Source organism: Rhodanobacter sp. OR87 (assembly GCF_000473345.1).
Lineage (GTDB): Bacteria > Pseudomonadota > Gammaproteobacteria > Xanthomonadales > Rhodanobacteraceae > Rhodanobacter > Rhodanobacter denitrificans.
The window spans coordinates 77,425-102,628 of sequence record NZ_AXBJ01000001.1 but is presented as its reverse complement, the minus strand read 5'-3'; the positions used below and the strand labels follow the sequence as shown (position 1 = coordinate 102,628).

The window sequence follows — 25,204 nt, the reverse complement described above, 5'->3', positions numbered from 1 at the left end:
CCCCTTGCCGCGGATGGCAATCGTGACGCCTGCCTGGATGCCCCGCAAGGTGCGTCACACAAGTCGCCGGATATCGATATCGACGCTTCAGCCGAGCCAATGGTTGACGATGATGGGTCGGCACTCGCCAAACTCCAGCGCCTGGTGCGTGACCGCACGCGCTTTGACGCGTCGGATGTCCAAGGCGTCGCTGAATCCTGCGTGCCCCAGGGTATGTGCGTAGATGCCATGCACAGGCTCGAGGCGCTGGTTCGGTGCGTGGAGGTCACGGGTCGCAGCCAACCGACTGCCTACGAGACCCGGTCTTCCACGCGCGTGATGACCGACGCGGAATCCGACAGTGGCGCTCGACTGACACTTGGCCTGGACTTGCTCTACAAGAAGCTCCAGGACGCATCGACCGCCTACGACGAGTTGCATGAAGGCATTTGGCTGCCTGCTGAAGCAATCCACGTTGAATTGCATCGGTGCATTCCCTGCCATGGCCGGGGGTGCGTCACCTGCCACACGTGCTCGGGGAACTGCACGGAGAGGTGTTACAGCTGCGGGGGAGGCGGTCAGACGAATTGCCACTGGTGCTCCTGCACCGGAAAGGTCACGTGTCCGCAGTGCTACGGGACGTCCTACGTCATTCGTGGAAGAACGGAGTACTACACCGAGCAGGTGTGGGTAGTCGACCGCTATGAGTACCAAAGCAAGTCCCGCTGGGTGGAAGAGCGAGTGAGTTGCAGCTGCACCTGTGGCCGAGTCGACTGCAGCCACTGTGCCGGCCAAGGCAAGATTCGCTGCGCCACTTGTCATGCGACTGGCACCATCACTTGCCGAACCTGTGCGGGCGCAGGAGACCTCACCTGCAATCCCTGTGAGGGGTCGGGGCAGGTGGGTACGGCCGCCTGGGTGGAGGTCTACCACACCGTGGAATATGGCCAGGGGTGGTTCTCCCCGGTCGACCCTCGGGCAGACGATATCCGGAAGGAAGAGAAGCTCCACGACATCGTCCGCGAGTCGAGGGGGCTCACCCTCAACAAACTCCATCGCAAGGAAGATGGAATGTCCGGCTTGGTGGTCGCGGGCTATCGCGGCGAATTGGATATTCGCCATCTCGACGCAGCCTGCAGAGAGAAGACGTACCACGTGGTCACCTATGGCGTGAATCGCCAGTGGCTGGATCTGAACCACATCCTCCGTGATCTCCTGAATGGGGATCTGGAGGCGCTGAGGTCGGCTCTGGTGTTAGCCGATACCAGCGGGCACTCCAAGCAGTGCAAGGAAAACCTCACCACACCCTTGCGCGATGTGGTGAATTCCGAGATCAACACCGCACTGGTCGATGCGGTTCTCGACAGTCAGCCGCTCGATGAATTGCATACGCTTGTTTCAGCGGACTACGCGGAAAAGCTGAAGAATGCATTGCTGTCGGCGTTGAAGCGGATCTACGACGGCGTCGCTATGCGCACCTGGTGGCAGGCGCCGTTGACTTGCGGCCTGCTGGGCTTGGCAGCTTGGGGATTGAAGCATCCATACTGGGCCGTGCTTCCGGGCATCTGCACCTTGCCGATGTCCCTGGGCATTCTGCGCTTCCAGTCAGTACGTGTTTTCACAAGCGCCCTTGGTGACCGGCCGAAGGCGAAGAAGGCCGTGGAGCACGTTCGCAAGGCAAAGCACCACCGCAAAGGGCTTTGGCTGCACCTATTGCCTTCACTGGCGGTACTGGCGCTGGCGGCCACCGGTGCCGCCCATCAGTACACCCTCGATAGGAACGCGCCCACCGCCCCAATCTTTGCAATTCCGCTGGCTGGCGACGCCCCGTCGCGGGAAGCCGCGAGCCCAGGCAACGCGCAGGACTACCTGTCGCGTGCCCGGTCCCTCTGGGAGAAATCCACGAGGGAACCCGCACCCGCTTCGGAGAACGATCGCTTGGCCGCGACTGACTGGGCACTGAAGGCGGTCAACGCATCGCCTGAAGACAACGACGCCCTGCTGCTCGCCGGGCAACTGACGACAATGGAGGGACAGTCGCCGGTCGCCGTGACCAAAGGCGTCACGATGCTGAAGAAGGCTGCTTCGAAAGGCAGCGGCGAGGCCATGCACATCCTAGGGCTCATGTACATCATGGGCTCGCAGATTCCCAAGGATGCCGGGCAGGCGCGCCACTGGTTTACGGAGGCTGCCAACACGGGGCGCGCCAGCGACATGTACAACCTCGGGTTGATGGACTGGCGCGGCGAGGGCATGTCTGCGACGGACAAGGACCGCGCAAGGCAGTGGTGGAATAAGGCGGCAGCCCGCGGCGACTCGCGCGCTAAACAGGCCTTGGCGCAAGGAGGGCCGGGTGGCCATTGATCGGCGGTGGATCCGCAGGCCCCGGCTCCTTCGGTGCGGGCCGCGCTCTGCTGCTGCCCCGCGACGCGGTGAAACCGTCTTGGCGAGCCGTTGTGATGCAGCCTGTTCATGCCTTATGAACCTCGTGGAGCCCCGTTCTCTCCGGAGTGACTCCACGCATAACTCCGTCCTGCGCCGACTCGGTCAGGCCACACTCGCTTGCGCCCTGATGCTGGCCATCTTGGTGATGCCGGTGATGGCTGCACCCAACGGTCAGGATGGTGTAGTACTTCTTGAGACGGCTGTGCCCCGACTGCCGGACAGTGCCTCCGTACGGCAGCGCGATGCAGTGCTGGCGCTCCTTTCATATGCGGTCTACGCGGATGATGCCCACGTCCGGTTGGTCAAACAGACCATGGACCGGCTTAAGGCGGGATCTCTGGTGCCGCCTGGCGGGCCGGGTGCCGTCCGGGGAGCACTTGAGGCGCAGCAGCGACGTCTGGACCAATTGAGAGACCAGATGGCGACCAAGGCGCGGTTATCGACGCAGGGTATCCGGCGCGTCCCATTGCCGGAGCTCGAAGCAATGGCGCAAGCGCATGGGGTCTATTTCGAGACCTATGACCTGCCACAGGGCTTGAGGGCCGTCGTCTTCCGCGGCACAGACAACACGAGTGACGTAGCGACGGATCTCAGCATTGGCCTGTCCCCCGACATGCTGGCAGATCTTCAGGCGAGTTTTCCGTTCCTGTCGGGGAAGCTGGCCGTGTTGACCGAGCAGCACGGCGACGAGGCGCAGACGGGCCGCCCGGCGAATTTCGAGGTCGCCGATCAAGTTGTGGCCGCCATCACTCGAGCCGGAACTGCGCCGGAGCGCCTGGTGGTTGCGGGGCACTCCCTCGGCGGCGGGTACGCGACTTATGCCGGCGTTCACCAGCGCGCAGGCCAGGTCGTGGGCTTCAATCCAGCGCCACTCAATTCACGCCAGTTGGCAGATATCGGAGCCGATCAAGCCAGTGCCGTGGCCAATGTTCGCTATTACTCGTCCTACATCCCGTCTACGGGAGGGCGGCCGGCCGTTCTTGATCCGGTATCGCACATCTCCCACGCGCTCGGCGGCGACGATGGCCTGACATCGATGAAGGTCATGGGGCGCCAGTATGTCTCGCCCGTGTGCGTCAGCTTTGCCACGGCTGCGTACCGGGCGTTCGACGCCAATTTGCAAGCCGGCCTCAACCGGCTGGTTGCCTCGGTGTCACAAGGTGCCCCGCAGCAATCCATGGATTGCAGAGCGCATCCGATCCTGTGCGGCGTCAAGGCCGCGGCACAGAACACAAAGCACGCCCAGTTCGAAGCGGTCAGCCGATATGCGTGGAGCCTTCTATCGGCTCACCGAATTCGAGAGCTGGCTGATTCGCTACGGGCAGGCGGGCAGCCGGCTTGCCAGTCGTGACGGCGGTGGGACCCTGTGTGACTGGATCCGCACCATCAGCAAGTTGTAAATCGATCAACCTAAACAGGGAATACGGATTATGTGGATGCAAGTGAAGAGGCGCGCTCGCTGGGTGCTGGCTGGCGGAATGTTCGGCCTGCTTGCCGGTTGCGCCCTCGACCCGACAGGCAACCCGACACTGGATGTGCAGGCCATCGGAGCCAGGACGTTGGCCACCGTCAACACGCCGAAGGGGCCGATGGTGCTGCGCGAAACGCGCGATCAGCAGGGGCGCCAGCTGTTCCAGCTGAAATTCCTCGACACCTACCAGCTACTCAATTTCCCGTCCGGTACCCGTCTGGTCCAGTTCGATGAGGTGAAGTCGATCGTAGGCGCGAGCTTTGCCATTTTCGAGAAGACCTCAGCCTCGTGCGCACATGACTACACGGTGCTCATCGTCACACCGCGCAGCGTGCTCCCGTTCAAGCCCCGCACGGACTGCCACAGCGACCTGAAGTTCTTCCAGCGTGGCAACGACTTCGTTGCCATCCAGTACGGGCCGCGTCTGCACCACTGGTACATAAAGGCCGACAACGTCGACATAAATCCCTCGATCTGGGAGGGCACGCCCGATTACGCCTTCCTGAGCTCGGTCCCGGGTGCGCCAATTCCGCCGGGCATGATGCCGCCGCCGAAGCTCGTCGATACCTTGCCGTCATCCTACGGCCGGTCCGCGAACAACACCGCCAAGGCCAAAGCACCCGGAATCCGCAAGGCAAGGCCTGCCTACATCGCCTCACCAGCGCCCACCCTCAGGTTGTTGAAGACGATCCCGGTCACTGATCCATCCGCCACAAGTCGGACGCCTGCAGCTGGCATCGGGGCGAGCACGCCGGCGAAACCGATCACGGTGAATCTGGGCGACTACGAGTGATGGATGCCACGTCGTCTGTTGACGGCAATTTTCTGACCCGATATCTCGTTCGCCGCGAAGGCCGCAAGCTTTGGGGTGGCGTCATGCTCTGCGTGACATTGACCTATCTGGCGGTCGAGTTCGGTTTCAACGCTCGGCTGCTGGATGTGGTTGGCGGCAATGTGTCGCCTGCCGCCGTCGAATCGATCGAGCGTTGGGGACGCTGCCTCTCGGGCTTCGCGTTGGCCTTGGCCTTGTGGCCGTCGCGGTTTCACAAGGCCGAAAAGCACAGCTGGGGTATCCGTCGACTGGTCATGTCGATAGCAATCCTCACTGCCGTCACGATGACCGCCGTGTTCGTCCTCGAGAAGGTCGCCATCGTGGATCAGCTGGTCGACCATTCCACTCTGGAGGCGCGGTCGGAAGCGGTCAATCTGCAACTCCTGCAGCAGGCCTTCATCAGCGGCGAAATCAAGCTGGATGGCCTGAAACTCGACGTCTCTCAACCGGTGAAGCCGGACGTCAAGACCTTCATGGCCACCTTTCCCTTCCTCGTTTCGTCGATCAGGAATATTGAGGCGCGGATCAAGGATCAGAAGGCCGACATTGTCCGCCGGGAGCTGAGGGACAACACAGGTATGTTCGACAAGGCCTGGCGCGGCTACGTGCAGAGTCGCCATGATATCGAAAGGCGTTACAACGCCTACGTCAGTGCAGTGAACAGAGGAACCCTGGCACTCAACAACATCGACCGCAATGTGGATGCGCAATGGGCCAGGTACGTGTCCAAGCTCGCCCGGTACAGCTGGACGCCCGATACTGTCCCGAATCGCCGCTGGGGTGACGTGCGAAAGTTCGTCCGAAAGCAGGGCCTGCACGTCGCCGACGACTGGGTTCCATCGGACAGGGAGGGATTCTATGAGGCGTATCGGCAGAAGGTGGAGAGCAGTGTGGGTGCCAATCTCAACATCGGCAACGGTATACGTCTGCCGCGCAACTTGACGTTCGCGCAGTTTGTCGCTCGGCCCGAAACCCAGAAGGCCTGGAAGCAGGCACTGGGCACGCCTGCCAACATGACCGTGCGTCTGCTGGACTCGCGCGACGACTTCGACGCCGAGATCTATGGGCCGATGCTCGAAACCCGCGTGAGCGACACCGTGAAGCGCCTGAATGCGCCGGCGGAAGACTTCGCCGACCATGGAATTTACGAGAGGGAAGGCCGGGCCGCCTATCGCGCCGTCGTCGTGCCGCCGATTTCGCTGGCGTTATCCTTGGCCGGTGCGCTGGTTCACATCCTCAAGCTGGCTGTGTGGATTGGCATGATGCTCACGGGATGGGTATACCGCAACGCATGGGTGCTGATGGGGGCCTTGGTCAGCTTCTGCGGTGGTGTGCTTGGCATGGTTGGTGTTCTACCTACGACCAGCATCACTGCCGAACCTCTGTTCGCCAAGGTGATTTATCCCGCCGCGCAAGCGGATGGGAGGGCCGGGCCCTTAGTGGCGTGGGCCGTTCGGTCAACTATCCATTTGCAGCCCATCGCCTGGCCCGTGTTCGAGAACGTTCGCGTAAACGTGCTTCAGGGCTTCAACTTCGGCGTGGAGTGATTACCTTGGCGGCCAAGAGGCAGTTTATTCGGTCCAGCGGTGGCAGTTCGTTGTTCTCAGACAGTAGGTCGCTGCCGGCGCATTCGACTGGCGATTAGAGAAGGTTATCGGGGATACGGATAGCCAAGTCATTCGTGGAACAAGGTAGAACCCGAGGCATGCTGTTGCCCGAGGGGCGTTTGAGTCTGACCCATGCCATGTGTCCGGATGAGCGATTGGCACCAGGTGCAATGTGCGCCACCGGTGCGCGATAGCATGGCTTCTGCCGGGGCGCCAGATTCTCGATTGATCACGGCGGCGTGATCCAGTGGCATTTGCCGCGGAGCGCTTCAGAGCGGGGCCCTCGGCGAATATGCGTATCGGCCAAGCATGCGTACGATTTGCGCAGCAGCAACATCGGTCTCCGCGTATTTCCGTTGGCGGAGCCGTTCCGGCAACGCAGCTTGCTGCAGGCGCACACGGAGAAACGTTAACCGCGGCTTTTGATTTCGCAATTGTACGCATTAAGCACGTCGCGACAGCATCACTACCCGCTGGCATCACCCAGGACGAGGAGGGTCCGGGAACGCCTCGCAAGTTGCGGGAGAGCCGACGGACGTTCGAACAGGTCGGCCACATCATATCTTTGGGGGGAGGGTTCATCATGCCGGTCAAGTTCACGTTTGATGCAGGGCGTCGCCGTTCGACGAACGGAATGCCGATGGCACGGTTGTCGGTGGCGATCGCCTTCGCGCTGCTGTGCAGCGGATCGCTGGAGCTGCACGCGCAGCCTGCTGTCGTGACGGCCTCCGCACAGGCGCAAGATCAGGCCACATCCGCGGCGTCCGCCACCGATGCTAAGTCGCCGAAGAAGAAGGCTGCGAAGGCCGACGACAAGCAGGCCAAAGACCTTTCCGCCGTCGTGGTGACCGGTATCCGGGCCTCGGTCGAGAAGGCACAGGACATCAAATACGACGCCGACACCTTCGTCGATTCGCTGTCCGCCACCGACATCGGCGCCTTGCCGGACCGCAGCGTCACGGAAACCCTGTCGCGCATTCCCGGCGTCACCATCGACCACTTCCTCTCGCAGGGCGATCCGGAGCACTTCTCGGCCGAAGGCAATGGCGTACAGGTGCGCGGCCTGACCCAGGTGCGTTCCGAATTGAATGGTCGCGACATCTTCTCCGCCAACGGCGGGCATGCGCTCAGCTTCCAGGACGTGCCGTCGGAATTGATGTCCGGCGTCGACGTCTACAAGAACCAGACGGCCGAGATGATCGAGGGCGGCCTGGGCGGCACGGTGAACCTGCGTACCTTCATGCCCTTCGACTTCCAGGGCCAGAAGATCGCCGCGTCGGCCAGCGAGAACTACGGCGACTTCAGCAAGAAGTACAAGCCGTCCGCTTCGGTGCTCTACAGCAATCGCTGGAACACCAGCCTCGGCGAGATGGGCTTCCTCGTCGACGTCGCCGATTCGCGCCTGACGACGCGCACCGACGGTCTGTTCGTGCGTCCGTTCTTCAAGAACGCCGCCGGTATCTGGGTGCCGCGCGGTGCCGACTGGCGCACCCTGCAGTACAACCGCAAGCGTGACGGCTACTACCTGGCCTTCCAGTGGCGTCCGAACGACGACCTCGACCTTTACGCCACCGCGTTCCAGAGCAAGTACCACGAGGTCTGGGACGAGGACGCGATCTTCGTCAGTAACGACCCGACTCAGGTGGTGGTGGACGCCAGCCAGCCGAGCCAGATCAACGGCGGCGTGTTCCAGTCCGGTCGTCTCACCCAGCCTGGCGGCGTGCCGATGGGCACCGACATCCGTGCTTCGGACAGCCACTCCAAGACCACCGACTTCTCCACCGGCATGAAGTGGCGGCTGGGTGACCAGACCGATCTTTCGAGCTCGGTGCAGTTCGTCAAGGCCACCACAAGAAGCCTGGATTCCACCGTGGCACTGGGCACCAACGTGCCCTACATCGACGTGGCCCTGAACGGCAGCAGCCCGCCGCGGATCGGCGTGGACACCAGCTTTACCAGGGGCCCCGCCAATTACTACTGGGGGTTCACAATGGACCACCAGAACCAGAACTACGCGAAAGAGCTGGCCTGGCGCGCGGATATCGACCACCGCTTCAGCAGCGGCTTCGTGCAGGGCGTGAAGGCGGGCGTGCGCCTGACCAACCGCTACGCCGACAACATCGACACCGGCTACAACTGGATGCCCGTGTTCCAGACTTGGATGCAGGGCTGGGCGCTGCCCGGCGGCGCATTGCCCGGTCTGGACCTCAACGGCACGGTCAACAGCAGCCTGGTGCACCTGGACACGTTCAAGAACTTCTACAAGGGCTCCGCCGGCACACCGGGCGCGTTCTATGCGCCGGTGCTGTCGACCGCGCTGGGCTACCCGGGCACCTACGCCGCCATCCACAACGCCGCCATTCCGTTCTATTCCTGCTGCTACGCCAATCCGTACCAGCCCACGCTGCTCGACGCCGCGCACACCAACCTCCAGCATGAGAAGACCTATGCGGCGTACGCCATGCTCGACTTCGGAATCGACGAGGCCAATCTGACCGGCAACGTCGGCGTGCGCGCGGTGAAGACCCGCAACTCCGCCCAGGGCTTTCTGGTGTACCCCAATCAGGCGCTGGCACCCTATCTGGGCACCGGCCAGTCCGTTCCCATCAACGCCCGCAACCAGTACACCGACGTCCTGCCCAGCCTGAACGTGAAGTGGGAGTTCGCTCAGGACTGGATCACGCGCTTTGCCTTCTCCAAGGCGATCGCGCGGCCGGACTTCAGCCAGATGCAGGCCTACCAGATCCTCAATGCCGCGGTGGTATCGGGCTATACGCCGCCACCGGGCACTACGGCCTTGCCGATCGACAAGCTGACCCTGACCGGCAGTTCCAACAGCAATCCATACCTGACGCCGATGAAGGCCGATCAGTTCGACCTGTCACTGGAGTGGTACTTCGACCAGGACCGCGGCGGCATGGCCTGGATCAACCTGTTCCACAAGGGCATCAGGGACTATTTCCGCAACGAGTCGCGCTTCGTCACCTATCCGGGCGTCGACGGCAACAACTACCAGTACCTGATCACCCGTCCGGTGAACATTGGCAAGGCGACGATCGACGGCGCGGAAATCGGCTGGAACCAGTTCTTCGACTTTCTGCCGGTCAAGGGCTTCGGCATGTCGGTGAACTACACCTACATCCGCAGCCGGACCCACGTGCCGAACGACACCACTGCCGTGCCGGTGGATACCGATGGCTCCGGATACGGCAACCTGCCAGCGGACGGCCTGTCGAGGGATTCGCTCAACGTCGCCGGCTTCTACGAACACGGGCCATGGCAGGTTCGGCTGGCCTACAACTGGCGCAGCCGGTATCTGCTGTCGATCGGCCCGAATGGCTACAACGGCACCGACAACAACATACCGTGGAAGCTGCCGGTATTCGCCGATGCCTACGGACAGCTCGACGGCTCGATCTTCTACTCGTTCAACGATCACCTGAAGCTCGGCCTGGAGATGAACAACCTCAACAACGCCGAGCAGCGCACGGTCATGTATCAGAACGCATCCGGCAAGCACACCACGTCGTGGTACGTGAACGACACCCGTTATGCGTTGACCCTGCGCGCGTCGTTCTGATCGTGCAGTGCCCGAGCCATCGACGGGGGCTCGGGCATGGGACCCGGCATCCAGCGTCGGATGCTTCGCCGGGCGCCGGAAAACCTCACCATGCTCCGGCATGTTCCGTGCGCAGGCCGGAAATGGTGGCTAGGCCGAGAATGGGTTTCTTCGACATGTTCAACAAGGTCGGCGTCATTGCCTGCGCCTTTTTCCTCTCGTTGGGTGTCCACGCCAGCCAGCCCACCGCGATTCCCTACCGCTTTACCAACGTGCGCATCGGTGGCGGTGGCTATGTCTCCGGCTTGCTCTTTCACCCGTCGGTGCGCGGCGTGTATTACGCGCGCACCGATATCGGTGGCGCCTATCGCTGGGACCAGGAGCACGGACGCTGGCAGCCCCTGACCGACTGGATTCCGGCGAGGGACCAGAACCTGTTCGGCATCGACAGCCTCGCGGTCGATCCCTCCGACCCGCAGTGGCTGTACCTTGCCGCGGGCACGTACACCACCCCCCAATCCGGCGACGCCGCGATCCTGCGCTCGCACGACCAGGGGCGCAGCTTCCAGCGTGTCGACCTGCCGTTCAAGCTCGGCGGCAACGAGCTGGGGCGCGGCAATGGCGAGCGACTGGCGGTGGATCCCAACGACGGCCGCGTGCTGTTCCTCGGTTCGCGAGATGCCGGGCTCTGGCGCAGCGCGGACCATGGCGCGCACTGGACGCGGGTGACCGGCTTCCCCGCCGTAGCCACCTCCCCGTCGGCCAGCGCGAGCAATGCCTGGCGCACCCAGCCCATCGGCATCGTGTTCGTGGTGTTCGACCCGGCCAGTGGCAGGCACGGGCAGCCGACGCCGGTGATCTATGCCGGCGTGTCCACCCGGCGGACCAGCCTGTTCCGTTCCACCGACGGCGGCCGCAGTTGGAGTGCAGTACCGGGTGAGCCGGTGGGGCTGCGGCCCAGTCACATGCATCGTGCCAGCGACGGCAACTATTACCTGAGCTACGGTGACGAGCCCGGTCCGGACACCATGAACGACGGCGCCATCTGGCGCTGGCGGCCGGCCACGGATCACTGGACCGACATCACGCCCATCCCCAGCCACGGCGAGCCCGCGGGCTTCGGCTGGGGCGATGTCGCGGTGGCGCCTTCCGATCCGGCGGTGCTGGTTGCCAGCACCCATCATCACTACAACCCGCACGACCTGCTGTTCCGCAGCACCGACCGCGGCGGGCACTGGACCCAAGTGCTTGCGCATTCGGTGTTCGACCGAAGCGAGGCGCCCTGGACGGTCGAGCACGCGCCGCACTGGATGACCACCGTGGCGATCGATCCCTTCGACCCCGACCACGTGATCTTCGTCACCGGCTACGGCCTGTGGTCCACGCGCGACATGGGGCGGCTCGACCAGGGTGGCGAGGTGCATTGGACGTTCGCGGATCGCGGGCTGGAGGAAACCGTGCCGCTGGGCCTGATCAGCCCGCCGCAGGGCGCGCACCTGCTCAGCGCGCTGGGCGACCTGGACGGCTATCGCCACGACGATCTGGCCGTGGCTCCGCTGCAGTTCCAGGCGCCGCCGCGCTACGCCAACAGCGAATCGATCGACTACGCGGGACGACGGCCCGGGCGGATCGTGCGCAGCGGTTATTTGCGCGAGCCTTTCGGGCCGGCGGTGCGAGCGGCCTGGTCGGCCGACGGTGGGCGGCAATGGCAGGCCTTCGCCAGCGAACCGCCGGAAGGTGAGGGCGCGGGCAGCATCGCGTGGTCGGCCGACGGCGAGACCGTGCTGTGGGCGCCGCGCCATGCGAAGCATGTCTACCTCACCCACGATTTCGGCCACCACTGGCAGGCCGTGGAAGGTCTGCCGGGCGATGTGAGGGTACTGGGTGACCGCGTCGATCCGCTCCGCTGCTACGCCTTCGATCCGCGGACCAGTGCGCTGTACGCAAGCCGAGACGGTGGAGCGACATTCGCGCCGCTGGCTGGTGCACTCGGCGCCGCTGCGCGAGGGCACGACCACCTGCAACTGCAGGCTGCGCCCGATGCGGCAGGCGTGCTCTACCTGGCGGCGCGCGACCTGTCGCTGATGAGCGGCGACGACACGGGACGCGTGCAGCAGGTGCTGCCCGGCATCACTGGTGTCGACGCCTTCGGCTTCGGCAAGGCGGTGCCGGGTGGGCACTCGCCGGTGCTGTTCGTGGCCGGTCGCTACGGCCGGCAGCAGGGCTTGTTCCGCTCGCTCGACGGCGGCCTGCACTGGCAGCGCATCAACGACGACGCCCACCAGTACGGCCGCATCGACGTGCTCACCGGCGATCCCCGCGTCTTCGGCCGCGTGTACCTGGCCACTGGCGGGCGCGGCATCGTGTTTGGCGACCCCGAGGAATCCGCACCATGAGGCCCTGGTCTTTCGTCGGCGCGTTCGCGCTCGTTTTCGGCATCCTTGCCGTGCAGCCCGCCGCTGCCACGCCTCTGCCGCGCGTGGTCACGACGCACGGCCGGCACATGTTGCTGGTGGACGGCCAGCCCTACCTGATGCTGGGTGCGCAGGTGAACAATTCCAGCGCCTGGCCGGCGATGCTGCCGAAGGTCTGGCCGGCGATGGACGCGCTGCAGGTGAACACCGTGCAGGTGCCGATCGCCTGGGAGCAGATCGAGCCCAGCGAAGGGCATTTCGACTTCAGCTTCCTCGACACCCTGGTCGCGCAGGCGCGCGAGCACAAGCTGCGGCTGGTGCTGCTGTGGTTCGCCACCTGGAAGAACAACGGCCCCGCCTACGCACCGGCCTGGGTGAAGCTGGACAACCGGCGCTTCCCGCGCGTGCGCAAGAAGGACGGCGACACGTTGAACTCGCTGTCGCCGTTCGCCCAATCCACGCTGGACGCAGACCGCAGTGCCTTCGTGGCCCTGATGAAGCACCTGCGCCAGATCGACGGCGACCAGCACACCGTGATGATGGTGCAGGTGGAGAACGAAACCGGCACCTACGGCACCGACCGCGATTACTCATCTGCGGGCGACCGGCTGCTGCAGTCGCCGGTGCCTGAGTCCGTATTGGTGAAGACCGGTCACCGCGCCGGCAGCTGGGCCGAGGTGTTCGGCAAGGACGCGGCGGAGTTCTCCTACGCCTGGGCCATTGCCCACTACATCGACCAGGTGGCCGCCGCGGGCAAGGCCGTCTACGACCTGCCGATGTACGCCAACGTCGCACTGCGCGACCCGTTTCATCCCGGCCCGCCCGGTGGCTATTCCAGCGGTGGCCCCACCGACAACGTGCTCGCCATCTGGCGTGCCGCTGCGCCGGCGCTGGACCTGGTCGCACCGGACATCTACATGCCGGAGTACGCGAAGTACACCGCCGTGCTGGATCGCTACCGCCGCGCCGACAACCCGCTGCTGATCGCCGAGACGGGCAACGCGGCGCCGTATGCGCGCTACCTGTTCGCCGCACTGGGGCACGGTGCCATCGGCTTCTCGCCGTTCGGTATGGATTACACCGGCTATTCCAATTGGCCGCTGGGTGCACAGAAGGTCGACGCGGACACCGTGAAGCCGTTCGCGCTGAACTATGCGCTGCTTCGTCCGATCGCCTCGCTAGTCGCCGGGGCGAACGCCGAGGGCAGGGTATGGGGCGTGTCCGAGCCGGAGCAGACGCATACCCAGCAGATCGACCTGGGCGACTGGACCGCGCAGGTCGGCTATGGCCTGCCGCAGTTCGGCACGCCCGAGGCCAAGGGCAACCCGACCCCGCAGGGGGGCGTGCTGATCGTGCAGCTCGGCCGCGACGACTACCTGGTGGCCGGTTACCACGCGCGGGTGAGCTTCCAGCCATCGGGTCGCAACGCCGGCCGGCATGCGATGTTCGAGCGCGTGGAAGAGGGCCGCTACGTCGACGGCCAATGGCAATTCCTGCGCGTGTGGAACGGCGACCAGACCGACTACGGTCTCAACCTCACCAGTGCGCCGCAGTGGCTGCGCGTCAAGCTGGCCACGTACTGAAGGATGTCCACATGATCCGTTGGAAACCCCTTGCCGCAGCATGTCTGCTCGCCGGCCTGGCATCGCCGGCCCTGGCTGCCGTGCCACAGCCCGATTCACCCGCGGTCGAGCATCGTGTCGACCGCCTGACGCACAAGCTCACGCTGGAACAGGAGGTGGCGCTGATCGGCGGCTCCGACGGCTTCGACATTCGTGCCGTGCCCTCGATCGGCCTGCCGGCACTGGGCATGTCCGACGGCCCCTACGGCGTGCGCGTGGGCGGCAATTCCAACGCCTACGCCGGCGGCATCGCGTTGGCCGCGAGCTGGGACCCGGCGCTGGCCAAGCGCGTCGGTGCGGCAATGGGACGCGATGCGCGTGCCCGCGGCATCAGCTTCCTGCTCGGGCCGGGTGTGAACATCTACCGCGCGCCCATGAACGGTCGCGGCATGGAGTACTACGGCGAGGATCCGTACCTTGCCGGCAGCACCGCCGTCGGCCTGATCGACGGCGTCCAGAGCCAGGGCGTGGTGGCCACGATCAAGCACTTCGTCGCCAACAACTCCGAGTACGACCGCCGCCAGATCGATTCGGTCATCGCGCCACGGCCGCTGCACGAGATCTACCTGCGCGCCTTCGAGATGGCGGTGAAGCAGGGCCACGTCGGCGCGGTGATGAGCAGCTACAACCAGCTCGACGGCGAATACACCGCCGAGAACAAGAGCCTGGTCAGCGGCATCCTCAAGCACGACTGGGGTTTCGACGGCCTGTTCATGTCCGACTGGGGTGCGGTGGACGACGGCCTCAAGGCCTTCAAGGCGGGCCTGGACCTGGAGATGCCCGCCGCCGACAAGATGCAGCCCGCGCTGGTATTGGCCGGCCTTCGCGATGGCACGCTGTCCCGCGCCGAGCTCGACGACAAGGTGCGTCGCATCCTGCGCACGGCCGTGCGCTTCGGCTTCCTCGACCGGCCCCAGCTCGACCTGGCGCAGCCGCGGTTCAGCGCCGCCAACGACCAAGTGGCGCTGGACTCGGCCCGCGAGTCGCTGGTGCTGCTCAAGAACGATCGACATGTCCTCCCACTCGATGCCGGCGCGATCAAGACGATCGCAGTGATCGGCCCCGATGCCTACCCGGGCTACGCCACCGCCGGCGGCAGCTCACACATCGACACGTTCCGCAGCGAAAGCATCCTCGCCGGCATCGTCGACCATGTCGGTCCGCACGTGCGCGTGCTGTACGACCGCGGCCTGCCATCGCCGGACACGGTGTTCAAGCGCGACGGCTTTGTCACGGCTGGCGGCAAGCCCGGCCTGCAACGCGAGACTTTCGACAATCCCGACTTCCGCGGCACGCCGGCGTTGACCGCGGTGGACGCCCGCGTCGACCAGTGGAAGCCGGAGCTGTGGACCACGCCGGCGGTGCAGCGGCGCAGCATCCGCTGGAGCGGGCGCTACGTGGCGCCGCACGCGGGGCGCTACCTGTTCCTCACCGCGGCGGCGAGCGCCGACAGCTATACGTTGTACGTGGACGGCAAGGCAGTGATCGCACAGCCCAAGCGCGAGGGCCAGGCGCCGTTGTTCGCCGCGGTGGATCTCAAGGCGGGGCAGGCGGTGTCGGTACGGCTGGACTACCTGCCCGACGTGGACTACAGCCGGATGGGGCTGGGCGTGGTGCCGGTCGACGAGCTGATCTCGCCGGCGGCGCTTAAGATGGCGGCGATGGCCGATGCCGCGGTGGTGGCAGTCGGCTTCGATCCGACCTCGGAGAGCGAGGCCTTCGACCGCACCTTCGCGTTGCCCTGGGGCCAGGAGGCGCTGATCGAAGCGGTGGCCAAGGCAAATCCGAAGACGGTGGCGACGGTGACCTCGGGCGGCGGCTATGCCACGGCCCACTGGCTGGACCAGGTGCCGGCGCTGCTGCAGAACTGGTATCCGGGGCAGCAGGGCGGCCGCGCGGTGGCCGAGGTGCTGTTCGGCGCGCGTTCGCCGGAAGGCAAGCTGCCGATCAGCTTCGAGCGCCGCTGGCAGGACAATCCCACCCACGACTACTACGACGCGCCGGCGCATCTGCCGGGCACGCATCCCACGGTGCGCTACGGCGAAGGCCTGTTCGTCGGCTACCGCTGGTACACCAGCCACCCCGACAGGCCGCAACCGCTGTTCCCGTTCGGCTACGGCCTGTCGTACACGAGCTTCGCGTTCTCCGGGCTCAAGGTGACGCCAGCCAGCGCCCACGACGGCGATACGGTGCAGGTGTCGTTCGAGGTGCACAATACTGGTTCGCGCGCCGGCGCGGAGGTGGCGCAGGTCTACGTGAGCGATCCGTCGGCCACGATCGAGCGGCCGGAGCGCGAGCTCAAGGCATTCCAGAAGGTAAACCTGGCGCCGGGACAGAGCCGTCGCGTCACCCTTACGCTTGACCGGCGCGCGTTCGCCTACTACAGCCCCGACCACAACGACTGGAAGGTCGATCCGGGCCGCTTCGTGATCCGCGTCGGCGATGCTTCCAACCACACGCCGCTGGCCGCCGACCTGACCCTGGAGAAAGCACGATGAGCCGCATGCGACTGCGTCCGGTACCGCCGGATTCTGATGGCGCGTCCGAAGCCACGCTATTCGTCCGGCGCCGGGGGGATGTGGCGCGCGCTTCCCGGATCGCATGGCTGGGCCTGCTGCTATCCTGCGCCACGGCGGTTGCCGCCACCGATGCCACGCCGATGGCCACGCTCGACCGGCAGGGTGCATGGGTCAGCGTCGAGGCCTATGCGCCGAACGTCGTCCACGTCACGATGGCCGCCGACAAGGCCCAGGTACTGAAGCCGGCCGGTTACGGGATCATCACCGCCCATGCCGACAACTCGGCGTTCCACCAGACCCACGACGCGAGTGGCGACACCTTCGCGTCCCCGGCGTTGACGCTGCATGTGAACGGGCCACCACCGCCGCACGTGCCGGGGATCACCGACCGGTATTTCGCGCCTGACCTGGCGCCGATCCGCCTGCAGGTGAAAAACGCCAGGGGCGAAACGATCGTCGACATGACCGACTGGAACATGTCGCCGCACGAGGTGTCGGGCGAAGCCACCTACCAGGTGGGCGCCATGTTCGCGGCACCTGCCGACGAGCACTATTACGGCATGGGCCAGAACCAGGGCAGCCTCGGCCTGCTCGACCTGCGCGGCCGCGTCATCGACTGCAAGCAGTGGTACGACGCACCGAGCGGCGAAACGGTCTGCGTGCCCTTCATGGTGTCCTCGAAGGGCTACGGCATCATCTGGGACAACCCCTCGGATACGCACTTCGTCGCCGGCATCCGCAACCACACCAGCTTCGAATCGAAAGTCGGCGAGCGCGTCAGCTTCTTCGTGATCGTCGGCAACACGCCGGAAGCGATCTATTCGGCCTATGCGCGGGTGACCGGCAAGACACCGATCCCACCCAAGGCGGCCTTCGGCCTGATCCAGTCCAAGGCGCGCTACGACAGCCAGGCCGAAGTGTTGCGCGTGGCACGCACCTATCGCGAAAAGCGCTACCCGCTCGACGTGATGGTCATCGACTGGTTCTACTGGACCCACATGGGCCAACTGGACATCAACCCGGCGGAGTTCCCCGATCCGGACGGCATGAACCGGCAACTGCATGCCATGGGCATGAGGTCGATCATTTCGGTCTGGCCTCGCTTCGAACGCGCCGGACGCTACTTCAAGGAACTGGACGCCAAGGGCTATTTCCTGAAGGACAAGAACGGCAAGACGGTCGACGGGCTGCCATTCCGTTCGGATCGCGCCGGCGCCCTGATCGATTCGACCAACCCGGCAGCACGCAAGTGGTACTGGGACCACGTGCGCGACAACATCCTGTCGCACGGCTTCGACTATCCGTGGCTGGACGAGACTGAACCGGACCTCGTGCCGGACGGCTTCTTCTTCTCGATCGGCTCCGGTTACCACTACCACAACGTATATCCGCTGCTGCACGTCGAAGGCGTCGCGAAGGGCATGCGCGCCTGGAAGCCAGACAAGCGCGTGCTGATCCTCGCCCGTGCGGCCTACCTCGGGTCGCAGCGGACCGGTGCGCTGTTCTGGTCCTCGGATATCGACCCGAGCTGGGAAGCCCTGCAGCGCCAGATCCCCACCGGTCTCAACATGACCGCCTCGGGTATCGCCTACTGGGGCAACGATATCGGCGGCTGGCAATGGTTGCCACAGACGACCAGCACCACCCGGGCACCGCTGCTCGACCCTTCCGATGCGCGCGACACGGTGGGCCAGAACAACGATTACCCGGAGCTGCTCACGCGCTGGTTCGAATACGGCACCTTCCTGCCCACGCTGCGCCTGCATGGCATGCGCAAGCACACGGAAATCTGGGCCTTCGGCCATCAGGCCGAGGTGATCATGGCGAGCTACGACAAGCTCCGTTACCGCCTGATTCCCTACATCTACAGCCAGGCGAAAAGCACCTACGACACCGGCGCGCCGTTCATGCGGCCGCTGTGGATGGATTTCCCCAACGACCCCAACGTCGCCGACCTGGGCACGCAATACATGTTCGGCCCGGCCTTCCTGGTCGCGCCGGTCACCACGCAGGGCCAGACGGAAAAGGACGTCTATCTGCCCTCCGGCAGCGACTGGTACAACTTCTGGACCAACGAGAAGCTGGCCGGCGGGCGCTGGGTCAAGGTGGCGGCGCCGATCGACCAGATCCCCGTTTTCGTTCGTGCCGGCTCGATCGTGCCGCTGGGTTCGGACATCCAGTCGACGGCTTCTAAGCAGGCCATCGCCGAGATCCGCGTCTATCCGGGCAGCGACAGCGACTTCGCCCTCTACAACGACGACGGTACCTCGTACGGCTACGAAGCGGGCCAGGGCACGACCACCCGGCTGCATTGGAACAATGCATCGGGCGTCCTCAGTGCCACCGATGGCGATGCCGCGTTCGACCGGAAAGTGGCCGGGCTGGCCCGGGTGATGGGCAACCCAGGGAAGTGACCCTCGACACGCCGGTGAATCGGCAGGAACAAGGCAGGAGGAACGAGATGCAGCATCGGGCAATGAAGTGGGTATTCGCCGGAGCCATCGGAGCACTGGCGAGCGGTGCCATGGCGGCCGATGGCAGTGCGCAACGCGCCTGGGTGGATGGGTGGTCGGCGCCGCCGGACACGGTCGGCCCGGTGCTGGACGCCCAGACGGTGCGCCAGGTCGTGCGCACCAGCATCGGCGGTTCCGGGTTGCGCGTGCGCTTTTCCAATCTACTTGGCAGCGTGCCGGTCACGCTGGGCCCGGTGCACGTGGCGCTGAGCGCGGGGGCGGCGGATACGGTACCCGGCAGTGACCATGTGCTGCTGTTCGACGGCAAGCCTACCGTCACCATCGCCAAGGGCGAGAGCGTGCTTAGCGATCCACTGAAGATGACGGTGAAGCCGCTGCAGCAGCTGGCAGTGAGCATCTACGCGCCGGCCGACACGCACTACCATCCGGCCACTGCCCACAGCGCCGGGATGGCCACCGCGTACATCACCGAACATGGCGATGCCACCGGGGCCGTGCACTTTCCGCGCGAGGAAATCAGCGGCAGCCGCTTCTACCTCACCGACGTGGAGGTGGCCGGCGCGGCCCCGCGTCACACGCTCGTCGCCCTCGGCGATTCCATTACCGACGGCGTCGGTTCCAAACAGGACGCGAACCAGCGCTGGCCCGATTACCTCGCCGCGCGCCTGCAGGCCGACCCGCAGCTGTCGTCCATCGCCGTGGCGGATGCCGGCATCGGCGGCAACCGCGTGCTGCACGACGGCTACGGACCCAGCGCACTGGCGCGCTTCGACCGCGATGCGCTGGACCAGCCCGGCGTGCGCTGGGTGATCCTGCTCGAGGGCATCAACGACATTGGCGGCTCGGGCTACGCTTGGGACGCCAAGGACAAGATCGACGCGCAGCAGTTGATCGATGGCATGAAGCAGCTGATCGCGCGGGCACATGCCCGGCACGTGAAGATCTACGGCGCCACCCTGACGCCATACGGCGGGAACGGCTGGCCGTACCACAGCGCCGCGGGCGAAAAGACGCGCGAGCAGGTGAACGCGTGGATCCGCCATTCCGGCGCCTTCGACGGCGTGGTGGATTTCGACAAGGCGATCCGCGACCCGGCGGCGCCCAGGAAGATGCTCCCGGCCTACGACAGCGGAGACCATCTGCATCCGAGCAGCGCGGGCTATCGGGTCATGGCCGCTGCGGTGGACCTGAAGCTGTTCGCCGGCAAGCGCTGAGAGCGACTCATCCGGCGGGGAGCTTTTGCCGCTTGCCGAGAGAGCGCCCCGCAGGGGTAGCCCCGTCAACGGGGCTACCCCTGCGCTTTTTTCGGGTTCCGACCCGGTGCTCGACCGACCTCCAGTGCCAATCCTCGGCTGGCGCGACGACGAATTACGCCGCGCACCTTCGGTGATTCCCGCACGGCTGCCGCGACATCACACCAGCGGATTGCCCTTGATCGCGCGATAGCGGAAATCGATCAGCCGCACCGTTCCCTCGCCCGCGGCGTAGATGCCCGGCTTCAGGCTCAGGAAATCGCCGAACACGTTGTGGTGGATACCCGACACTTCCATGCGCAGGGTGTGCAGTTGCCAGCTGCGTCCGTCGTCGTGCGAGTACTCGAAGGTCACCACGTTGTGGTCGTTGGTCAGGCGCACGCGCACCCGCCGGTTCTCCCGCTTGATACGGGCCCAGGCAAGCTCCTGGGCGTATTCGAAGGTCTTGATCGTGTCCGGCGTGAAGCCAACGCCGACGAACGCCTTGTGGTTGTAGAACAGCAGCAGCCCCGCCTCCGCGTCGCCGGACGGTTCCAGTGTGAGTTCCACCACGTAGGCGCGGTCGCCTGCATTGCAGACCATGGCGGAGCTGTCAGCCGGCGAGCTGCCGGCACCGACTAGCAGCATGCCGTGGCCGTCGCGATCGACGCGATGCATATCGGTGGGGCGCGGATCGTGGAAGGACCATTGCACGCCGAACCGGTCGGTGGAGAAGTCGTCCGACAGCGCGAAGCCGGATGGACCGACCCGCCCGCCCGCCGGCTTGCGCAGCGGCCGCGACAGGTTGCCGCCGGTGGCCACCGGCCAGCCATCTGCCGTCCATGCCATCGGTTCCAGCAGCGTCTGGCGGCCGAGCGTGCGGAAGCCGTTCTCGTAGCCGTGATAGATCATCCACCAGTCGCCCGCCGGGCCATCGACGAAGGTCGCGTGGCCGCGTGACCACCAGGGCTCGGCCGCCGATTGCGTGCGCACGATGGGATTGTGCGGGCAGTTTTCCCACGGGCCGTGCACCGACTTCGAGCGCGCCACGATGACCATATGACTGGTGGGCGGACCCGCCGTGCCGCCGACGGCGCTGACCAGGTAGAACCAGCCGTCGCGGCGCAGCAGCTTCGGTCCTTCCGGCGCGAAGTCCTCGACCACCCAGTCCTGCGGGTACTGCCAGGGCGTGTAGGCATGTACCAGTGGCCCGTCGGTGGCCATGCCGTCATCGGTCAGGCGGATCATGCGGATGCCATTGACGAACAGGTAGCGCTTGCCATCCTCGCCGACCACGTGCGCCGGGTCGATGCAGCCGGGGATGTCGAGGTCGACCGGCTCGCTCCACGGGCCGGCGATGTGCTCGGCGGTGATCACGAAGATCGACCAGCCGCCGCCGGCTTGCTGGGTCGGCAGGTAGATGTAGTAGCGATCCCCGTGTTTGCACAGGTTGACCGCGAAGATATTGCCCATCGGCTTGTGCAGGGCGGTGGCGACCGGCGTCCAGTTGACCAGGTCAGTCGAATGCCAGATCGCCAGCCCGGGCGAGGCGGTGAACGGGGTGAACGTCATGTAGTAGTCGTCGCCGTCCCGGAGTACGGCAGGATCGGGATGGTCGCCGGCAACGATCGGGTTGAGGTAGCTGCCGTTGCCGAGATCTGCCATGCGCTGGCCTTCGGTGCCCTGGCGCCAGTGCGGCACGCGCCCGGCACACTGCGGGGCAGGGCCGGCCTTGGCCATCCGTGCCAGCGGGATCGCGGCCGCGCTGGCTGCCACGGCCTTGAACAGATTCCGCCGCGCAAGATTCGGCGCAGTCACGGGGGTGGTGGCTGGATCGCCGGCAGTCGCGCCGAAGCGATCGGTGGGCATCTTCATGGGGTGTCCTTGGCGGTGCGGATGGCGAAGACGTAGGCGGCCGGTCCGGCCGGCCGCGCGCCGGGGTAGAGCACCAGCCCCCGGGCGGTGCTCTGCCAGCGCACCGGCACGGTCGAACCCAGCAGGCGCACGTCCTGCACGCGGTCGCCGGGCGTGATGCTGTGGATGACGACGCTGCCGTCATCGGGCCAGGCCAGTTCGATGGCGTACACCGTGTCGTCGTTGCGGGTGAAGCGGAAATCGGCGGCCGTGTAGGTGGTGACCAGCTTTTCCTTGAAGGCGCCGGCGGCCGCTTCCGTGGGACCCTCGCCGAACACGCGCCAGGGGTGGCTGCCGTAGATCGCCGCGCCGTTGGTCGCCAGCCACTGGCCGATGTCCAGCAGCACGGCCTTTTCCTGCGGCACGATGCTGCCGTCCGGCTTGGGGCCGATGTCCAGCAGCAGGTTGCCGTTCTTGCTCACCACGTGGGCCAGCAACTGGATGATCGCCGTGGCCGGGCGATAGGTGTCGTGCTCCACGTAACCCCAGGAGCTGTTGCTGATCGTGGTATCGGTCTGCCAGGGCACCGGCTGGATGGCGCCGAGCTGGCCGCGCTCCACGTCCTGCACACCGCTGCCGGCGGGCATGGCATGCAGCTTGTAGTTAAGCACCACGCCGCCGCGCTGCGATCCGCGGTTGTAGTAGTAGGCAGCGAACCTGGCCAGGGCGTCGCGGAACGCAGGATGGCCCACCCACCAGTCGAGGTAGATCAGGTCGGGCTGGTAGTACGCCTCCAGTTCGGTGGTACGCGCCAGCCAGTCATCGACGTAGGCGGGTGAAACGTGGGTCCAATCCTGCCCGAGGTCCTGGTATCCATCCTGCATGAAATGCGGCACCGCTGGGCCGTAGAGATCGGCGTATGCGGGATCGTTCACGTCGGAGGTGAGTTCGCGACCGTGATCGAAAAACCAGGAGTGCTCGGCGCGATGCGAGGAGAGACCGAAGTGCAAGCCTTCGGCGCGTACGGCCTGCTCCAGCGCGGCCACCACGTCGCGCTTCGGTCCCATCTTCGCGGCGGTCCAGTGCGACAGCCGGGAGTCGTACATGGCGAAGCCGTCCGAATGCTCGGCCACCTCGACGACGTAGCGCGCGCCGGCCTGCCTGAACAGCTTTGCCCAGGCTGCTGGATCCCAGTGCTGCGCCTGGAACCCGGCAATGAAATCCTTGTAGCCGTGCTGCGCGAGCGAACCGTAGGTGTCCACCTGGTGGGCGTGTTCGCGCGTCGTGCCGTCGTACATGTTGCGCGGGTACCACTCGTTCGCGTACGCCGGCACGGCATACACACCCCAGTGGATGAAGATGCCGAACTTTGCGGCGCCGAACCAGACCGGCGCCCGGTAGTGCGCGAGCGACATCCAGTCCGGGCGGAACGGACCGAGCGCATCCCCTTGCGCGACCCTGGCCAGCAGCGCACGTCGCTCAGGCGCGTAGCGCGCGGTGGCACGCTGCCATGCCTGGTCCATCTGCGCCGGGGTGAGTACGCCGGCGGTCGAGGCGTCGGGACGGCCCGGCGGCGGCGCGGCCCACGCCGACAGACTGGTCAGGAGGTACGCGGCCAGCGCGCATCCGGTGAACACGGCACCGCGAGGCTCGTATGGGCAGATGGCATGCCGGAACAAGGGCATGGGAGCTCCTGGCGAAATGGCCAGTGCACGCTAGCAGCAAGCCCACGCCTGCATGGCGGCTTGTGCGCTTGCATACGAAGAAACGTTAGCGCCCGGGGGTAATTTCGCAATCGTCGCCACGACGACGCCATGGCTCGATCCGGCGGGTGAGGGGAGTCGCAACGAGCAGGACAAGGTCCGCCGTGGACCGCGAGGCGAAACGATGCGCCACGTCCCCGGTGCCGGGATAGTGTGTCGCTACAGCGACGCGCGTTTCGGCACGGTCAGCGGTTCCGCGACGCCGGGAACGTCTTCGCCGGCCTGGACCGCCTCGGCAAACTGGCGCGGCGTGCAACCGAGCTCGCGCCGGAACACCGCATACATGTACTGCAGCGAGGTGAACCCGCTGCGCACCGCCACGTCGGCCAGCGGCACGTCGGCATTGGCGAGCATCTGCTGCGCGGTCTGCAGCTTGTGCTGCAGGATCGCCTGGTGGACGGTCAACTTGAGCTCGCGCTTGAAGTGCTCCTCCAGCAGGGTGCGCGACACGCCCACGTAATCGGCGACCTGGTCGGTCTTGATACCCAGGCATGCGTACTGGCGGATGTGATGCAGTGCGCGCATGACGTGCGGATTGTTCATCGGCACGTGCCGGCTGCTGGCCTGCACGTTGATGCCTTTGGGCGGAACGATGATCCGCTGCTGGGCAGGGCGACCACCGTGCAGCATCTGGTGCAGCAGGCGTGCGGCGGTGTGCCCCATTTCCTCGGCGCCCTGGATCACCGAAGTCAGCGGGATGCGGCTGAGCAGCTGCGCCATCGGGTCGTTGTCGATGCCGACCACGGCGATCTCGGCTGGCACCGGGACGTCGGCCACGATGCAGGCCTGCAGCAGATGGCGCGCGCGTGCATCGGTGACCGCGATGATGCCGATCGGCTTGGGCAGCGCCCGCACCCAGTCCGCGATCGCTTCCTGGGCGACCCCCCAGCCGCCTGCGCTGGTGGGCGAGCCGCGGAACACCAGGCCTTCGAGACGATCGGCCCGGGTCATGTCGAGGAATGCCTGCTCGCGTTCCATCGCCCAGCGGTTGCCCGGCGTGGGCGGCAGGCCATAGAAGGCGAAGCGCTGCAGGCCCTGGTCGATGAGGTGGTCGTAGGCGAGCCGCACGAGGCGCGCATTGTCCGTGGCCACGTAGGGAATCCCGGCCGGGTAGTTCGCCGGATCGGCATAGGAACCGCCGACCGCGACCACCGGTAGCGGCATGCCGCAGAGGGTCTCGCCGACCACCGGGTCGTCGAAGTCGGCAATGATGCCGTCGCCGCGCCAGTGGTGAATGCCTACCGTTCGGCTGCGGAAATCCTCTTCCATGAACAGGTCCCACTCGACCCGCGTGGACGTCAGGTACTGCCCGATGCCGGTGAGTACGTGGCGGTCGTAGACCTTGTTCGCATTGAACAGCAGGGCGATGCGGTGGGGTGATGGCATGCGATACCACGATCTGTCGAGACAGCGTCTACTTGATGGCGTCGACG

At 65.6% G+C, this 25,204-nt stretch carries 13 protein-coding genes; 10 read left to right on the top strand and 3 right to left on the bottom strand.

What is annotated here, in order from left to right:
* The first annotated feature begins 879 nt into the window (after positions 1-879).
* From RHOOR87_RS20580 to RHOOR87_RS0100375, 10 genes are all read left to right on the top strand, one after another.
* Entirely contained in the window at positions 880-2,343 is a 1,464-nt protein-coding gene (locus RHOOR87_RS20580) for a tetratricopeptide repeat protein (RefSeq protein ID WP_196806963.1), read from the top strand.
* Between the two features lie 208 nt (positions 2,344-2,551).
* On the top strand, positions 2,552-3,775 hold the full coding sequence (locus RHOOR87_RS0100415; protein ID WP_157781443.1) for a hypothetical protein: 1,224 nt from the start codon (positions 2,552-2,554) through the stop codon (positions 3,773-3,775).
* A gap of 127 nt (positions 3,776-3,902) precedes the next feature.
* Positions 3,903-4,688, top strand: coding sequence for a hypothetical protein (locus RHOOR87_RS0100410; protein ID WP_155950889.1), 786 nt, complete (start codon positions 3,903-3,905; stop codon positions 4,686-4,688).
* Entirely contained in the window at positions 4,688-6,274 is a 1,587-nt protein-coding gene (locus tag RHOOR87_RS0100405; RefSeq protein WP_027483939.1) for a hypothetical protein, read from the top strand. Before RHOOR87_RS0100410 ends, RHOOR87_RS0100405 begins: the two co-directional genes overlap by 1 nt.
* A 700-nt stretch (positions 6,275-6,974) precedes the next feature.
* The gene (locus tag RHOOR87_RS0100400) at positions 6,975-9,914 is read left to right on the top strand and encodes a TonB-dependent receptor (protein WP_231381690.1); all 2,940 of its coding nucleotides are present in this window, start codon (positions 6,975-6,977) and stop codon (positions 9,912-9,914) included.
* Between the two features lie 140 nt (positions 9,915-10,054).
* Positions 10,055-12,289, top strand: a complete 2,235-nt coding sequence (locus RHOOR87_RS0100395; RefSeq protein ID WP_007508411.1) for a sialidase family protein — start codon at positions 10,055-10,057, stop codon at positions 12,287-12,289.
* Positions 12,286-13,890, top strand: coding sequence for a DUF5597 domain-containing protein (locus RHOOR87_RS18855; protein WP_007508409.1), 1,605 nt, complete (start codon positions 12,286-12,288; stop codon positions 13,888-13,890). The genes RHOOR87_RS0100395 and RHOOR87_RS18855 overlap by 4 nt, the downstream gene beginning before the upstream one ends.
* Positions 13,891-13,901: 11 nt before the next feature.
* Positions 13,902-16,427: a glycoside hydrolase family 3 C-terminal domain-containing protein gene (locus RHOOR87_RS0100385; protein ID WP_007508407.1), complete on the top strand. Its 2,526-nt coding sequence runs from the start codon at positions 13,902-13,904 to the stop codon at positions 16,425-16,427.
* A complete protein-coding gene (locus RHOOR87_RS0100380) occupies positions 16,424-18,862 on the top strand; it encodes a glycoside hydrolase family 31 protein (RefSeq protein ID WP_231381689.1) in 2,439 nt (812 codons plus the stop codon). The genes RHOOR87_RS0100385 and RHOOR87_RS0100380 overlap by 4 nt, the downstream gene beginning before the upstream one ends.
* A 62-nt stretch (positions 18,863-18,924) precedes the next feature.
* Complete coding sequence (locus RHOOR87_RS0100375; protein ID WP_007508404.1) at positions 18,925-20,136, top strand: SGNH/GDSL hydrolase family protein; 1,212 nt, start codon at positions 18,925-18,927, stop codon at positions 20,134-20,136.
* Between the two features lie 198 nt (positions 20,137-20,334).
* Here the strand turns inward: RHOOR87_RS0100375 and RHOOR87_RS0100370 are convergent, their stop codons facing one another.
* The 3 genes from RHOOR87_RS0100370 to RHOOR87_RS18850 form a co-directional block, all read right to left on the bottom strand.
* Entirely contained in the window at positions 20,335-21,894 is a 1,560-nt protein-coding gene (locus RHOOR87_RS0100370) for a family 43 glycosylhydrolase (protein WP_231381696.1), read from the bottom strand.
* Positions 21,895-22,025: 131 nt separating this feature from the next.
* Positions 22,026-23,645, bottom strand: coding sequence for an alpha-L-fucosidase (locus RHOOR87_RS0100365; RefSeq protein ID WP_231381688.1), 1,620 nt, complete (start codon positions 23,643-23,645; stop codon positions 22,026-22,028).
* 285 nt (positions 23,646-23,930) lie between these two features.
* Positions 23,931-25,157 (bottom strand): XylR family transcriptional regulator, encoded by a 1,227-nt coding sequence (locus RHOOR87_RS18850; protein WP_043795161.1) that lies wholly within the window; start codon positions 25,155-25,157, stop codon positions 23,931-23,933.
* Positions 25,158-25,204: the final 47 nt, after the last annotated feature.